This window comes from Bradyrhizobium sp. 33ap4 (genome assembly GCF_032654765.1).
Taxonomy (GTDB): Bacteria; Pseudomonadota; Alphaproteobacteria; order Rhizobiales; family Xanthobacteraceae; genus Bradyrhizobium; species Bradyrhizobium australafricanum.
Genome location: NZ_JAUMTJ010000021.1, coordinates 81,700 through 96,380 on the forward strand (window position 1 = coordinate 81,700; position 14,681 = coordinate 96,380).

General features: G+C 61.0%; 14 protein-coding genes. 2 read left to right on the plus strand and 12 right to left on the minus strand.

Translation table 11 applies throughout. The features are described from left to right. Positions 1–152 precede the first annotated feature (152 nt). Complete coding sequence (locus tag Q2M23_RS18060) at positions 153–338, plus strand: hypothetical protein (protein WP_210262651.1); 186 nt, start codon at positions 153–155, stop codon at positions 336–338. A gap of 115 nt (positions 339–453) precedes the next feature. Here Q2M23_RS18060 and Q2M23_RS18065 read toward each other — a convergent pair whose 3' ends face one another. Next, positions 454–624 (minus strand): hypothetical protein, encoded by a 171-nt coding sequence (locus Q2M23_RS18065; protein WP_156436579.1) that lies wholly within the window; start codon positions 622–624, stop codon positions 454–456. Between the two features lie 246 nt (positions 625–870). Continuing rightward, complete coding sequence (locus Q2M23_RS18070) at positions 871–1,062, minus strand: hypothetical protein (RefSeq protein WP_092085983.1); 192 nt, start codon at positions 1,060–1,062, stop codon at positions 871–873. Positions 1,063–1,220: 158 nt separating this feature from the next. Here Q2M23_RS18070 and Q2M23_RS18075 point away from each other — a divergent pair, with 158 nt between their 5' ends. Further along, entirely contained in the window at positions 1,221–2,018 is a 798-nt protein-coding gene (locus tag Q2M23_RS18075) for a helix-turn-helix transcriptional regulator (protein WP_057021007.1), read from the plus strand. 938 nt (positions 2,019–2,956) lie between these two features. Here Q2M23_RS18075 and cydB read toward each other — a convergent pair. The 10 genes from cydB to pqqA form a co-directional block, all read right to left on the minus strand. Beyond that, positions 2,957–3,967 (minus strand): cytochrome d ubiquinol oxidase subunit II, encoded by a 1,011-nt coding sequence (gene cydB / locus Q2M23_RS18080; protein WP_316396334.1) that lies wholly within the window; start codon positions 3,965–3,967, stop codon positions 2,957–2,959. Then, positions 3,967–5,367 (minus strand): cytochrome ubiquinol oxidase subunit I, encoded by a 1,401-nt coding sequence (locus Q2M23_RS18085; RefSeq protein ID WP_316396335.1) that lies wholly within the window; start codon positions 5,365–5,367, stop codon positions 3,967–3,969. Before Q2M23_RS18085 ends, cydB begins: the two co-directional genes overlap by 1 nt. A gap of 257 nt (positions 5,368–5,624) precedes the next feature. Next, entirely contained in the window at positions 5,625–6,059 is a 435-nt protein-coding gene (locus Q2M23_RS18090; RefSeq protein WP_316396336.1) for a hypothetical protein, read from the minus strand. Between the two features lie 47 nt (positions 6,060–6,106). Next, complete coding sequence (locus Q2M23_RS18095) at positions 6,107–7,480, minus strand: NAD(P)/FAD-dependent oxidoreductase (protein WP_316396337.1); 1,374 nt, start codon at positions 7,478–7,480, stop codon at positions 6,107–6,109. Between the two features lie 288 nt (positions 7,481–7,768). Beyond that, positions 7,769–9,295 carry a CoA transferase gene (locus Q2M23_RS18100; RefSeq protein WP_057021004.1) on the minus strand — a complete coding sequence of 509 codons (1,527 nt, stop codon included), beginning with the start codon at positions 9,293–9,295 and terminating at the stop codon, positions 7,769–7,771. Between the two features lie 45 nt (positions 9,296–9,340). After that, positions 9,341–10,312: a 3-hydroxyacyl-CoA dehydrogenase NAD-binding domain-containing protein gene (locus tag Q2M23_RS18105; RefSeq protein WP_316396339.1), complete on the minus strand. Its 972-nt coding sequence runs from the start codon at positions 10,310–10,312 to the stop codon at positions 9,341–9,343. Positions 10,313–10,694: 382 nt separating this feature from the next. Further along, the gene (locus Q2M23_RS18110) at positions 10,695–11,249 is read right to left on the minus strand and encodes a hypothetical protein (protein ID WP_316396341.1); all 555 of its coding nucleotides are present in this window, start codon (positions 11,247–11,249) and stop codon (positions 10,695–10,697) included. Positions 11,250–11,283: 34 nt separating this feature from the next. Then, positions 11,284–11,601, minus strand: coding sequence for a DUF3551 domain-containing protein (locus Q2M23_RS18115; RefSeq protein ID WP_316396342.1), 318 nt, complete (start codon positions 11,599–11,601; stop codon positions 11,284–11,286). A gap of 205 nt (positions 11,602–11,806) precedes the next feature. Beyond that, positions 11,807–14,272: a membrane-bound PQQ-dependent dehydrogenase, glucose/quinate/shikimate family gene (locus Q2M23_RS18120; protein WP_316396344.1), complete on the minus strand. Its 2,466-nt coding sequence runs from the start codon at positions 14,270–14,272 to the stop codon at positions 11,807–11,809. 94 nt (positions 14,273–14,366) lie between these two features. Continuing rightward, positions 14,367–14,519 carry a pyrroloquinoline quinone precursor peptide PqqA gene (pqqA, locus tag Q2M23_RS18125; RefSeq protein WP_316396345.1) on the minus strand — a complete coding sequence of 51 codons (153 nt, stop codon included), beginning with the start codon at positions 14,517–14,519 and terminating at the stop codon, positions 14,367–14,369. Positions 14,520–14,681 lie beyond the last annotated feature (162 nt).

Genomic DNA, 14,681 nt, shown 5'->3' on the forward strand with positions numbered 1-14,681 from the left:
GATTTATTGCTGGGCCCGGCAGGACTCGAACCTGCAACCATGAACGGGCATAGCGGTTCGGTTGTGAATTCGCTCCTGGATGCTTGCTCCACAATTCGCCTGACGCGGAGCATTTGGACTGTTCGGACGGCGTTAAGAGGCAGCAGAACCGAGTGAAGGATGAGGATTGGATACAAGCCGTCGAAGAACGCGTATGCGATGAACGCGACATTGCTCAAGATGGCCGTGATCCTGAGCTGGAGCATCGTCCTCATGCAAAACGTGGCGAAGACGAGAAGAGATGCGAGATAGCCGGCGGCTTCAACCCAGGATTTCGAGCCGCAAAGCAGAACGTCTGAGCAGCGCATTTCCGCGTCCTTCTATGAACTTGACCCTGAAGAGCGCGACGAGCCCTGCACATGTGGCTCAACGGGCTTGGATACCGAAGCAAGCGCAAAATCAGATGCTGATCGGCTAGAAGAATCCGGCACTAAGATCCAGCCCATAAGTCATCGACAGCAGCCACACCAAGAGGGCGGCTCCACAGAACAACGCGGTCTGCTTGAGGACGTTTGCCTGCAATGACGATGCGGGGAATACCCGGACAAAAGCGTTTGCAATCGCAGCAGTTGCAGCGGCGCGCATGATGATCTCCAGGAGTTGGCTAATGACTGGGCGTCAGCGAGCCTCGTGCTTCACGCACGAGCCCGCGATTCGGCTCTCGGCGACGGGGGCTTCTTCGATCTCCCAGAATGCCCAGACAAAGCAGGGCCCAAGGCAAACCGAAATCAGCATGAGCAAAGATGCCCGATCGTGAACGGTCTGGATCCACAATTTCCAATGCAAATGAAATCTCGGCTCCAGGCAAATGGTGCGCCAACAGCGCCTCGATCAGGGAATGTTGATCGCCGGCAGCGGGCCAGTGGGGCGGATCAACGCTTTAGCAGGTTGCTCCTGCGTGAAGGCCGCGAGTGCAATCAAAACGGCGCATAATAGGGCGATGAAAAAGCCGAGACGCCACCGCCGCTCCGTCCGGTCGTCGTCGGGCGTGTCAAGCCGGCGCGCGCCCGTTGCTGTGCGCATCGTTAATCTCCGAATATCGTGACGGTGAGAAGGCCAGTCTTCCCAACACCCGCACTGAATATCTCGCCAGTTGATGCGTCTGGGAACTACCTAGAAAGGTGGTCCGGTGTCTCCTATGCTCGAAGGTCGGTGATCTGCGCACTCGTTTCGGGGGGGACATGTATCTATCCACGGATTCCACCAATCCGCAGAATCAAGATGTCTATGCACTCTGGGATCGGCTGGCCGAGTTTTCCGTCGGCGACGGCGACGCCGCACTGACACATCTGCTAGCCGCACTGCGTACCATGTTGTCGGCACGCAATGTGCTATGGGGTGTGGTCGTGCGATTGCCGTCGCCGAAGCGGGCCGATCCCTTGCTCGGTTGGCGTCCGCGCCTCGTCCGGGTGCTGGACCCGATACCGGCGGTGGCAGCATCCGTGCAGAAGCAGTTCGATACGCTCTGGTCCCGCGACGTCGACCTGTCTCAGATCCTTTCCATGTCGGGAGATGAGCCGTTCCGGGTCCGCCTGCTGTTCGAAGCGCTGCCGCCGGAATGGTTCGAGGGCGAGCACTATCGGCGGCACTATCTGGACGTCGGATTCGCCGACAGCATCTCCGTGCGCATTGCGCTCAACGACGACGTGAGGATTCGCCTGTTCGTATTTCGCGATGCGGAGGCCCCTCGCTTCTCGGCACAGGACGGCCAGCGTCTGGGCTTCGTGATGCGCGGGTTGAGATGGTTTCACCGTCAGCAACTGCTCAGCCACGGCCTGCTCATCGCCAATGCACCCCTGACACCTGCTGAACGCAGGGTGTTGCTCGCACTGCTCGACGGGCACACGGAAAAGCAGATCGCGCAGAGGCTTGACCAAAGTCCGAACACCACGCATTTCCACGTCAAGTCGATCTACGCCAAGTTCGGCGTGCGTAATCGCTCGGCGCTCACCGCGCTGTGGCTCGGCAAGCTGCGATAACGAACTTACAGTTGATTTGCTGGTGGGCCCGGCAGGACTCGAACCTGCAACCAGACCGTTATGAGCGGCAGGACAAGGGATGCGGTCGTTGATTTTTCAGCATTTTTCGTGATGTTTGACCGCGTTTATCGCTCTTGGAGGGATCGTTTCTGGTGCGAAACTGGTGCGGTTGGCCTGGCTTTCGATCCCGACCGCTGAACGGCCTGGCTCGTAGGTTCGACTTCCACTCTCTCCGCCAATTCTACGCCACAGTTCTCCCCAGTATCCGATTGTTCGAATCTACCGCGAAAACTCCGCGATGTTGCGCTAATTCCTCGCGAAAGCTGTAGTTATTTCGCCGTGGGTCAGGAGGAGGGTTCTTCCGCCACAACACTCTTCTCCTTTCTGTCCCATTGCTCGAATCGACAGCACAATCAACGGGTAGCGCGATAAAGGCTGTTGCGGTTAGTCCGAGATGGTAGCTCTAATCGCCGCGCAAACCGTAGCTTTTGACTGTGGGTTCGCCGGACGGATTTCGCGAGCGGAATACATGGCCGTCCTCGCTCAAACGGTACGCCCTCCCCGACGACTTCAACGGGACGGCGATCAGCTCTGCGATGCCATTTCCGGTTCTTGCAGGATTCTTCCGACTGAGCGGGAGCCGAGCCCGCAGTGCACCAGGTGACGGAGGCAATTGTAGACCTGCGCGGTCGAACACAATTCGATATCAACGGACTCGACAGCGTCTCTAACATCATGATCGCTGATGACATTGCAGGAGCAGATGATCATTGTAATTGCGCCTTCTGGCATCCGGGATCGTGGGAGCGCCCAGGTTGCGGGATGCACCGTCCACGTCAGGGCAGTTTGGCTCATGGAATAACTCGATGACGACGCGAAGCGTTTTGCACGTTTCGTCGTCGTCATCATCTGACCTCGCCAACGTTGACGCGAGGCGATCAGTGATATCCGACTTCGGCCTTGACCTTTCCGCGGAACACCCAATACGACCAACTCGAATAGGTCAGGATGACGGGCAGCAGGAATAGCGTTCCGACCAGCAGGAAGGCCTGGGTGCGCGGCGAGGAGGCTGCCTCCCATAGCGTCAGTTGGTAGGGCACGATCATCGGATAGAGGCTGACGGCCATGCCGATGTAGGTCAGGACGAAGAGCCCGATCGCACTGAAGAATGGCGCGGCCTCAGCCTTGCCGTTGAGGGATCGCCAAGTCCAGAGCGCAACCACGCCTGACAGCACCGGCACCGGCAGGAACAGCACGAAATTGGGCAAGCTGAACCAGCGCGCCGCCACCGCGGGGCTCATGATCGGTGTCCAGACGCTCACGATGGCGATCGCAGACACGACACCGATGAGACAGACGCGGCCGGAACGACGTGCCGCGGCCTGGACATCACCCTCGGTTTTCAGGATGAGCCAGCCAGCGCCGAGAAGGCCGTAGCCGAACATCAGAGCGACGCCGGTCAGAACGGAGAAGGGCGTGAGAAACGCAAAGGACGTTCCCGCGAATTGTCCGTTTTGAACCGGAAAACCCTGGACGAATGCACCAAGCACGACCCCTTGCGCGAAGGTGGCGATCGCGGATCCGTAGCAGAATGCGCGATCCCAGACCGTCTTGTTCTCGGCGTCGCGAACGCGAAATTCGAACGCAACGCCGCGAAACACCAGTCCAAGCAGCATGACCAGAATCGGGAAATACACGGCCGGTATGATGACCGCGAAGGCCTTGGGAAACGCGGTGAGGAGGCCAAGGCCGCCAAGCACCAGCCAAGTCTCGTTGCCATCCCAGATGGGGGCAATCGAGTTCATGATGGTGTTGCGAGAGTGCTTGTCGCCCGCCAGGCCATAGAGCATCCCGACGCCGAGATCGAAGCCGTCCAGCAGCACGTAGAAGAACACGGCCGCGGCCAGGATCACTGTCCAGATCGGGACCAAGTCGAGGATCTGGGTCATTACGCTTCTCCTTTGATGACGTTGATGGCGGGGGTGAGGACCGGCGCGGAGGCAATGCCAGCCTCGACGGCCGAAGCCGTTTCACTGAAGTCGACCGGCCCCTTGCGAATGAGCCGGGCAATCAGCATGACACCGCAGGGATAGATCAGCAAATAGACCGCCATGTAGGTCAGCAACGACAGCGTCACGTCGAAGCTCGTCAGGGACGGCGACACCGAGGCTGCCGTGCGCAAGAGCCCATAGACCGTCCAGGGCTGCCGGCCGACCTCGGTCACGAACCATCCGGCCACGACCGCGATGAAGCCGAGCGGAAGCGCGCACTGACATGCCAGCAGGTACAGCCGCGTGTCGTAGAGCTGCCCGCGCCACCGCAACCAGCCGCCCAGCAGCACGAGCCCCAACATCAGGCCCGCGCATCCAACCATCGCGCGGAAGGCGAAGAAGGGGATCGTCGCCGGCGGCCGCTGATCGGCGGGGAAGTCCTTCAGGCCCTTTACCTCGCCATGGAGTTCGTGAGCCAGGATCAGGCTTCCGAGGAATGGAATTTCGATCGCGAACTTGTTCTGTTCGGCCTTGTCATCGGGGATCGCAAAGACCGTTAGCGGCACGCCCTTGCCGGTCTCCCAGCGAGATTCGATGGCCGCCAGCTTTGCAGGCTGATATTTGCGGGTGTTGAGACCGTGCATATCGCCGATCACCATCTGCATCGGCACGAGCACGGTCAGCGCCCACAGCGCCATCGAGAACATGATGCGCGCTTCCCGAACCGAGCGGTTGCGCCTCAGCAGGTATGCGCCGACACCGAGGACGACGAAGCCGGTGGTGGTGAAGAATGCGAATGCGGTATGCGCCAGCCGATAAGGAAATGACGGATTGAAGATCACCTTGATCCAGTCTGTCGGAATGAACTGGCCGTTGACGATCTCGTAGCCGGCTGGCGTCTGCATCCAGCTGTTGGCGGACAGGATCCAGAACGTGGAAAACAACGTCCCGATTGCCACCATGAGAGCCGCGAAGAAGTGCGCCCACGGCGGCACCAGCTTGCGGCCGAACAAGAGGACGCCGAGGAAGCCGGCTTCCAGGAAGAAAGCGGTTAAGCCCTCATATGCAAACAGCGGCGAGAGGACGTCGCTGGCGGCGGCCGCATAGCGGCTCCAGTTGGTGCCGAACTGGAACGGCATGACGAGCCCGGTCACGACGCCCATGCCGAATGCGATGGCGAAGATCTTGGTCCAGAATGTCGAGATGCGGGCATATTCTTCGCGCCCGGTCGCGAAACTCAAGCCCTCGACGACTGCGATGAAGGACGCGCATCCCACGGTGAACGCTGGCAGCAGGATGTGCCAGGCGACGACCCAGGCGAACTGGATGCGTGATAACAGGACTGGATCGAAGTGCATCGCTGAACCTCTTTTGTTGCGGTGGTGTCGAGAGAGCAGCCGAGGGGCTCTCTAAAAGCCGTCTGCAGCATGCAGGCTCGCTCAAAAATAGCGGGCGAGGTTCAGATGCATGAGTAAACGCTGCCAAATCCCGGCAAATTCTTCGAAAAGCAGCGGAAGCAACGATGTTGAGCACACACTCAACGGTGATCGACCGTATGCAATTCGGCCCGGCGTTGCTCGCTGAAGTCCTCAGATTTGATTGCTCGTAAGCCGGCCTATCCTCGCCTGAGCTGTTCGAGCCAGCTCGCAAAACGTGGGTGCCTGGTAAATCGACCCTCTAAAGCAGCTAATTCTTGTCGAAAAAACGGAAGAGAAAGCGTTCTCTCAATATCGGGCTCTCTTATCTTCCAGATCGCCGATGGAAGGAAGCCATGCACTTTAAGCTCATAAAGCTCGTAGATTGAGTAAATGATTTCATGTGCTGCTCGACGCTCTTCCGGTGTCATGTCCAGGTTGCAAGGTGCGTCTCTTTCAACGAAAGCAGCTATCGGTAGATTGCGCCTCAGGCTGGAGATCCGATCGGAATATTTGAGAAAAATGTCAGCTCCTACACGCCTGTTATTGGTGTGCAGCGCGGCGTAGATAGCAATACTGCTAACTACGACGGTCCCAAGCGTCATAAATCTCAAAATGTGATCGAGCACCTGCATTCCATCAACTCGGGGATCCTAATCATCGACCGCAAGCGTAGCGCCGCTTACGATGTCGGCTGGTGGCCCTCACGCGAGTTCCGTGCGGGAGCAACGTCCCTCGGCGGTTCCGGGATCAATCGCGAGCTGCGCTGGCCGGTGAAATAGGACCAGAGCCACTGGTGCTGCACGCGCCAACGGTTCTGCAACTGCGGCAGGGCGAGGACGTGAACGAACGCCCACACCAACCACGTCAGGGCCCCGCTCGTGCGCAGCCAGCCGCGCTCCAGCACGGCGTAATTCCTGCCGACGACCGCCATACTGCCCTTGTCGAAATAGCTGAACGGACGCTTGACCTTCCCTCCCTTCAGTTCTTTGGCGATCAGCCGCCCGACATAATGTCCTTCCTGGATCGCCGCCTGCGCCACGCCTGGCACCGGGTGTTCGCTTTTTTGCATGACTGACGCCGCATCGCCGGCCACGAAGACGCCGGGCGCCTCCACGACCTTGAGGAAGGGATCAACGAGCGCGCGCCCTGCGCGGTCGGTCTTGGTGCCGAGCATCGTTGGGATCGGCGATGCCGCAACCCCCGCGGTCCAGAGCACCGTGGCGCTGGGGATCCGGTTTCCGCCGGCGACCACGCCCTGCGCGTCAACGGTCTCGACTTTCACGTCGGTCAAGATCTTTACGCCGAGCTTTTCCAACCGTCGGGTCGCCCTGCGGGACAGCGACTCGGCAAAGTTCGACAGAACCCGCTTGCCTGCGTCAAGCAGAATGATGTTCGCCTCTGCCGGATCGATGCGGCGGAAGTTGCCGCTCAGTGTGACCTTCACCATCTGCGCAAGAGACGCGGCGAGCTCCACGCCAGTGGGACCTGCACCGACCAGCACGAACGTCATCTGCCGCGCGCGTTCACTTTCGTCCTCAGTCGTTGCGGCCAATTCGAACGCGCCCAGGATTTTGGCTCGGATCGTCTCGGCGTCGCTGAGGTTCTTGAGTCCCGGCGCATACTGCGCGAACTCGTCGTGCCCGAAGTAACTCGGACGCATGCCGGTCGCGACCACCAGGTAGTCGTACGCGATGTTGAGCGCGCCCGCGCCGGGCGAAGACGCCTCGATCGTGCGGGAGGCTACGTCGATGCTGGTGACCTCCGCGAGGAGCACGCTGAGGTTTTTCTGTTTCACTTCGAGCTGACGGATCGGCGCGGCGATCTCCGCGGGCGAGAGGACCGCCGTCGCCACCTGGTAGAGCAACGGCTGAAATATATGATGATTGCGGCGGTCGATCAGGATGACATCGACATCGGCGCGCCGGAGTGCACGCGCGGCTGCGATCCCTGCAAAGCCGCCACCAATGATGACGACGCGCTTGCGCTCACGGCGGGGGGGCTCGGCAACAGCAGTCGCCTCGTCAGCCCGGGTCTCAGCCAGAATCGCACTCATAGGCTCACCTCGTTCGTGCTCTTGGTCATTGAGAGAGTCTGCAACTTACGTCCGCGACGGTCTCTCAACGCTCGGTGTATTCAGTTCCGTTACGGCATCCTGGCGCACCAGGAGCCGGCCTTTTGCAAAGTGAGAGCTTTACCGGTGCTGTAACTGGAATGTGCGCATCCGGCTTAAGCGCGATGAGAAACACAACAAAGCACAGGGCTCCCATGAGGACCGCAACCACGCTCAAGACGTCCTTCATGGGAGCCCCATGCATTTACAGGTCGCTGGACCTCTATCGTCTCAACGCTCCAGCCACTCGGGTTTGCTCGAGCCGCGCGGCGCGAGCACCGTCCTGAATGCTGGGGGTGTCCGCGACAGGATTGCCTCGGTTATTCCCTGATACGTGCCGAGCGGCGTCTCCGCAGTGAACAGATCGGGAGCGACGTCAGCGTGCTCGTCGGATGACCCGGCAGTCGCTCGTGCATAGTCCTTGTCGAAAATGCCGAGCGAATACAGCCACAGTAGCGTCCGGGTCAGCGAAACGGTGACCCGATAGCTGCCGCCCTCGACCGCGCGTCGGCGCAGCGCCGACAGAATGCCGACCGTGCCAAGCCAGCCCACCACGTTGTCGCAAATCGGGATGATCGGAGGCGACTTGGGATTTGTGGGGGTGCCCTCGATGCAGAACAGCCCCGATACGGCGCCGCCGATCTCGTCGAACCCGACACGGTTCTTCCAGGGGCCTCTGTCGCCATGGAGAACGACACGCGCATGGATCAAGCCTGGCTTCTTCGCGCAGAGCTCTTCGGCGTCGAGGCCGTTGCGCTCCAGATAGCCCGGACGCTTGTTGGCGAAGAAGACATCGGCATCCTTCAGCAGGCGATCGAATTGTACCCGGTCCTCTTTCGAATTGTTCAGGATCGTCGAGCGCATCCCGACTTGCACATCCCAGGCAAAGGCTTCGATCTCGGTGTCGTCAGGCCGCCAAATGTTGAGTACATCGGCGCCGTGTTGAGCGAGGTCTCTGCCGATACCGGCTCCGGCGATCACATGCCCCATTCCGATTGCGCGAATACCGCCCAGCGGGCTCTTGCCATCCTTCTTGAAAGGGAACGGATCGCTGTCACCGATCTTCTCGACCGAGATCAGCGACATCCTGGAGAGCACTTCGGCGTATTGAATCTCCTTCCGGAATTCATCGAAGGTGCGCACCATCACGATAGGCAGGCCGGCCTCGGCCGCCGCGTTCTCCAGGTCCAGGGCACGCCACTGCAGAATGGCGTTCCGCACGGAGTCGGTGCTGGAGCTGCATTTGAGGAGGTTAAGTGCGCGGGCGGCGAGCCTTGGGTAGATGTTCAGAGGTATGACGTGCCGCCCATCGCGGGTTTCGCGAAACATGGGGATATCGATGAAGGGGTTCAGAGGCTCAAAGAAGGCCGGCGGACGTCCATTGATGGTTTCCCATTTCAGATCGAAGAAACCGGCGAAGCGCCGGAGCGCCTTGCGCACATCGACGGCGATATCCTGCCCCTCACCGGTCCGGTCGCGCCACAATGCCGCGACGGCGGTGGACCTGGCAGCCAGACCAATCGCCGCCATCGTGCCAAACCGAAACGGGGTAGGAATGATGGGATCGCGACCGTAGAAGGTGAATTTGCCGCCGCTATCCGCTGTCGACATTCCGACGTCCTTCAGGACGTCGTTGACTGCGCCGTGAAAGTCAAAATCCGAGCTGGTCTCCGGATTGGCGAGCTTCGATACAATCGTCTCGGTGAGCAGATCGGGTTTGAGCTCTTCCGCTGCCTGAATGGTCGTCTCGATGTTCATCGTGTGTATTCCTGCGTTTGGGGAGATGCTGCCTGCAGCGGATCGCTACTCGGCCGCGGATTCGTGCGGAGCGGCCGTCTCCGACCGCTTGCGCAATTCGACTAGGCCGAGCAGAACTTCGTCACGCTCTTGCTCCAGCGTCTCGATCGTGCGCGAGCCGACCTCGGCATGGACGCTGTCGATGAGCTTCTTTTGCACTTCCGGAGTCAGCACCGGCGCACCGAGGGTCTTCCACCAAGCTGTCGTCGGCCCGGCGAATTGATGAAAGAAGTGCTCGATACCGCCGGGCCCGCCACCGAGATGGTTGAGCATCATATTGCCCATGACGCCCCAGCGAAGGCCGGGCCCCCAGGAGAGGGCGGTGTCCACGTCGGAGGCGCTCACGATCCCCTCGGCAACGAGATAATAAACCTCACGCGCCAACGCAGCCTGCAAGCGGTTTGCGACATGCCCCGGCATTTCCTTGTTGAGGCGTACCGGGCGCTGTCCGATCGATGCGTAGAACTCCGTCGCGCGCCGGATCGTCTCCTCGGAAGTCTTGGTTCCCCCGACAATCTCGACCAACGGGATCAGATGCGGCGGATTAAACGGGTGGCCGATGACGCAGCGCTCGGGATGTGCCGCGGCACCTTTCTGGATCTCGCTCATGGTGAGCCCCGACGAACTCGATGCGATGATCACGTCGGCTGGCAGCAGCTCGTCGAGCTGACCATAGAGCTTCTGCTTGAACTCGATCCGCTCCGGGCCGTTCTCTTGAACAAGGTCCGCGTTGGCGACAGCCTGGGGGAGGTCGGCCGTGAACTTGAGATTCGATTGCGATGCTCCGGGCGACAGGCCCAATCGCGTGAGAGCCGGCCAGGCCGTGTCCACGAACTTCCGAAGCGAGGTCTCTGCGTTTGGCGCAGGGTCGGTCGCGACGACCTGCAATCCCTTGGCGAGGAACAGCGAGGCCCAGCTCGCTCCGATCACCCCGGTGCCGATGATGGTGATACGGCGAATGGGTTTGATGTTGGTCATGTCATCTCTCCGAGGCGTTAGTCAGATTTCGGCGTAGGCGATGCCGGTGAGATTGCCCTGGGCGTAGAGGAAGTTGCGCTCGTTCTTGCCATCGAGATCGGCGGAGTAGACCGAGCCGGCGAAGTCGGTGACGAACATCCGGTTGCCGGGAACGTCGAGGGCGATGCCGATGCCCTCCATCAAATGCGTAACCACGATCTCCGGCGCTGCCTTTGTGTCGACCGGCGCACGATTGACGGTGTTGCCGCGCGGTGCATCGCCACGATCGGTCCAGTAGAGGACACGGTTCGCCACATCGAGCTCGAGATCGATCGGCTCCGGCAGACGATCGAACAGCACCTCGATGTCGGAACGGTTCGTCGGGGTCTCGCCCTTCGGGATCTCAATGTTGGCGCGGAAGATGCGGCCCTGCTCGCCATTGTCGGGGCCTTTCTGCGTCCAGTAGATTCTCTTGAACTTCGGATCGATGGTTGATCCCGACGCACCACCGGTTCTGATCGCGCGCATCCTCGTCGCCGTGGCCGGTTTGGACCAGCGTTTCGACCTGCGAGCCATCGAGATTGGCGCGCATCACGCGCATGCCCTCGCGGTCGCACCAGTAGAGTTTGCCGTTCTCCCTATCGAGGTGAATCTGCTTCGGCGTGTGGGTGCCGCCCTGCGGGACGATGATCTTGCGATTCCCGCCATCGAGGTCGGCGCGCTCGATCGAGCCGTCGTTGTGAGGGGGAACGCCCATGTTGGTCCAATAGATGTGACCCGCCTGCGCATCCACCACGATACCGTCGGGGTAGCGGCCCCCGGTAACGATGACCTTGCGGTCGGAACCATCGGGATTCATCGAGTGAATGCGGTCGCCGCTCAGTTCGAGAACGAAGAGTCGACCGGAGCGGGTGACTCCCGATGAGTTCTTCGATTTGGTTACTTCGAGTGCCGTCATGGTCTGTCCTTTGCGGAGCATCAGAACGCTTTGCTTACTTGTTTCGGTTGACTGTTCTTCCGGTGTGCCCGTGATGGATCGGTCCGGGCACGTAGGCGTAGGTGCTGCGATTGATTGTCGCGATGCTGGTGTCCTTGTTCGATGGATTCAGGAAGCACTCTCCACCGATGCCGGAACGCGTTGCCTGGCATTGCTCCATCGAGCTGAAGCCGCAGTCTTTTGTGAAATCACCGTCCAGGCTGCAGTACTCGCCGGCGCGCGCTGCAAACGGGGCAAACATTGCACCGAGCGCAATTGCCACGGCCAGGGTTGCGGCGGGAATAGTCGTTGCTCCCAATGCGGCTGCAGTCATCTGGATCTCCTTTGGTGTTTGCGTGGGGCGTTATTTGATCCGGATGTGACGTGGACGCGAGTAAAGCGCGGCAAATCGCGCCAAATCGTTGCGAGAAGCGTACGCGGGTGTTGGTCGGATCGGCCAAATGCGCGCTGTCTTCGGTCTGCAGACGGCACAACGCGCGGCATCGGGCGATGCCGCGCGTTGCGGAGATTGCGTGCTCTTACTTCTTGTCCGGCAGAGCGTAGGCGATCAGGGAGTCGCCCCCCGGCGTCATCATAAAGTGATGGCCGCCCGCCATGATGACAACGTACTCCTTGCCATCCTGCTCGTAGACGATCGGCGCTGCCTGGCCGCCGGCGGGGAGCACGTCGCTCCAGACGATCTCACCGGTCTTGATGTCGATCGCCTTGATCAGATCGTCGGTTGCTGCCGAGATGAAGATCAGACCACCGGCCGTCACGACCGATCCGCCATTGTTCGGCGTGCCGATCTCGAGCGGAATGAAGGTCGGCATTCCGAACGGACCATTGCGGCGTGCCGAACCGAACGGGCGATCCCACAGCGTCTTGCCGGTGGCGAGATCGATCGCACGGATGCCACCATAGGGAGGCCTGGTGCAGAGCACGCCAGTCGGCATCTGCCAGCCCGCGTTGACGAGGATGCCATAGGGCGTTCCCGTCTGCGCGCCGGCGCCTTCTGCGCTTGAGGCGCTTCCGGCCGCACGCGGATCACCGGCAGGGAACAGTCCCATCGCGTCCGCGTCCTTGCGAGTGACAAGCTTGTCGTAGTTGGGCATGTCGTTGTAGTTCGCGATGATCACCCCGCGCTGCGGATCGACGGCGACGCTGCCCCAGTCCGACCCGCCGTTGTAGCCGGGATATTCGAGGTTGTGACGGTCGAGCTCCGGCGGAGTGAACGGGCCCTCATAGCGAGCACGCTTGAAGTTGATCCGGCAGATCATCTGGTCGATCGGCGAGATGCCCCACATGTCGTGCTCGACCAGATCGGGCTTACGCAGCGTGTGGTAACGCGAGAACGGCTGCGTTGGAGAGCGCTGGTCGGGCTCGGCGCCGCCCTGCGGGACGGCAACTTCGTCGACCTGGTGCAACGGCTTGCCGGTGGCACGGTCGAGCACGAACATGTCGCCTTGCTTGGTCGGCAGCAAGACCGCGGGCACCTTGCCGCCGGCGGTGGGGAATTCTACCAGGGTCGGCTGAGAGCCGAGGTCGTAGTCCCACACGTCGTTATGCACGGTCTGGTACACCCAGCGCGGCTTGCCCGTCTCCACATCGAGCGCGACCAGCGCGGAGCTGTACTTCTTCTCCTCATCCGAGCGCAGCGAGGTGTAGTAGTCGCCGGCCGAATTGCCCATCGGGAGGTAGACGAGCCCGAGTTTCTCGTCGCCGACGGCTGTCGTCCACATGTTCGGCGTGCCTAACGAGTACGGCTTGCCGTCCGGCGGCAGCTTCGTCACCTCCGGCTGGTTGATGTCCCAGGCAAAGCGCAATTCACCCGTGACAGCATCGTAGCCGCGGATGACGCCCGATGCTGCCCAGCGGCGCTGACCATCGAGCACCTGATGCCCGGTGACGACGACCCCGTGCACGATGACAGGGACGCCAGTGATTGCCGCTGTGCCCGGAACGACGGGGGTGATGGCGCCATTGGCGCTATCCTTCTGCGCAAGTCCGACCTTGAGATCGGCGGCGCCGTTCTTGCCAAAATCCTGGCACGGCTGGCCCGTCTTGGCGTCCACGGCGATCAGGCGCATGTCGAGCGTTCCCTCGATGATGCGTGCCGCGCAGGCTTCGCCGGCTGCGGCCTTGGGGTTCTCATAGTACGCCACACCGCGGCAGGCCGCCGTGTAGGGCACCCAGGACGCCGGAACCTCGGGATCGTACATCCACTCCTTCTGGCCGGTCGCCGCATTCAGCTTGAATAGTTTGTTCATCGGCGTGCAGCCGTAGATCGCATTGCCGATCTTGAGCGGCGTCAATTCCGATCCGTATTTCTTCGGAATGTCACCCGTGTGGAAGGTCCATACGCGCTTGAGGTCCTTGGCGTTCGCGGGCGTGATCTGCGCAAGGTCCGAAAAGCGCTGTGCGCTCTGACCGCCGCCATAGGCGTTCCACTCACCCTTCTTGGGAGCATAGGCGGAATCCGCGAAGGGAGCGTTTGCGTGCGCCTCAGGGAGCTGGTTCGGTGCCGCCTGCTGATTGAAGATCGGAATAAGAACGGCGAGTGCGGCAGCGAAGCCGCCGGCGCCGATCAATCCCCACTTCCGGGCCCGTCGACCAATGGTCCGGTCCAGCAGGGGAGCGACCAGGATTGCGAGGATGAGAAGGACAAAGGGTCCGACGAGCCGCGGGATCAACTCCCAGCCCGATAAGCCCACTTCCCAGAACGTCCAAACGGCCGTGAAGGCGACCGCGCCGATGTAGGTGTAGACGCCTGCGATCTTGCCCTTGATCATGAGCAGGCCCGCTGCGATCAGCGTCGCACCGGCGACAACGTAGTAGAGGCTGCCCCCGAGCGAGACGAGGTAAGCACCGCCGCCCGCGAGGATGCAACCGAGCAGGGCGATCACGCCGCCCAACAGCGCAGGTGTCCACGCGAGGTATCTCTGCAACTCCGAGGTCCGGTCTCGTGTTGGCGTGGCCGGGCCCGTATGGACTGTCGAAGACATGTGGTTCTCCTTTTCCAGTGTTTCGAAACGACGCCGAGTCGCTGAGGCGACCCGGCTTGATGCGCAGTGAGAGCTCGACGATCGTTCGCCGGTGCTAGTTCAGCTCGGCGCGGGCGTATGAGTTGATTTCGAGGCCGACCGCGATCTCGACGACGCGCGGGCTGCTCCACTTCTGTGCGGGGGCCACCCGCTCCGATGCAGGAAGTTGCTTCTTCAGTGACGGCGTGAGGCCAAGGGTGATGGTCATGCGGATCTCCATTGTTTCGCAGTGCGTGATTTGACGCGAATGTGCCGCCGTCGCGAGTAAAGCCCGCCAAATCGCGGCAAATTGCTGCTAAGGAGCCAGTGGATTCGACGTATTTGGATCAGGTGGGATCAAGTGACGGCTGGCATTTCTCAGCCGATCGGG

Coding starts and splice junctions, on each gene's coding strand:
- Q2M23_RS18095 (WP_316396337.1), bottom strand. CDS start 7,480: ATGAGTGCGATTCTGGCTGAGACCCGGGCTGACGAGGCGACTGCTGTT.
- cydB (WP_316396334.1), bottom strand. CDS start 3,967: ATGACCCAGATCCTCGACTTGGTCCCGATCTGGACAGTGATCCTGGCC.
- Q2M23_RS18070 (WP_092085983.1), bottom strand. CDS start 1,062: ATGCGCACAGCAACGGGCGCGCGCCGGCTTGACACGCCCGACGACGAC.
- Q2M23_RS18100 (WP_057021004.1), bottom strand. CDS start 9,295: ATGAACATCGAGACGACCATTCAGGCAGCGGAAGAGCTCAAACCCGAT.
- Q2M23_RS18085 (WP_316396335.1), bottom strand. CDS start 5,367: ATGCACTTCGATCCAGTCCTGTTATCACGCATCCAGTTCGCCTGGGTC.
- Q2M23_RS18120 (WP_316396344.1), bottom strand. CDS start 14,272: ATGTCTTCGACAGTCCATACGGGCCCGGCCACGCCAACACGAGACCGG.
- Q2M23_RS18110 (WP_316396341.1), bottom strand. CDS start 11,249: ATGACGGCACTCGAAGTAACCAAATCGAAGAACTCATCGGGAGTCACC.
- pqqA (WP_316396345.1), bottom strand. CDS start 14,519: ATGACCATCACCCTTGGCCTCACGCCGTCACTGAAGAAGCAACTTCCT.
- Q2M23_RS18065 (WP_156436579.1), bottom strand. CDS start 624: ATGCGCGCCGCTGCAACTGCTGCGATTGCAAACGCTTTTGTCCGGGTA.
- Q2M23_RS18075 (WP_057021007.1), top strand. CDS start 1,221: ATGTATCTATCCACGGATTCCACCAATCCGCAGAATCAAGATGTCTAT.
- Q2M23_RS18105 (WP_316396339.1), bottom strand. CDS start 10,312: ATGACCAACATCAAACCCATTCGCCGTATCACCATCATCGGCACCGGG.
- Q2M23_RS18115 (WP_316396342.1), bottom strand. CDS start 11,601: ATGACTGCAGCCGCATTGGGAGCAACGACTATTCCCGCCGCAACCCTG.
- Q2M23_RS18090 (WP_316396336.1), bottom strand. CDS start 6,059: ATGCAGGTGCTCGATCACATTTTGAGATTTATGACGCTTGGGACCGTC.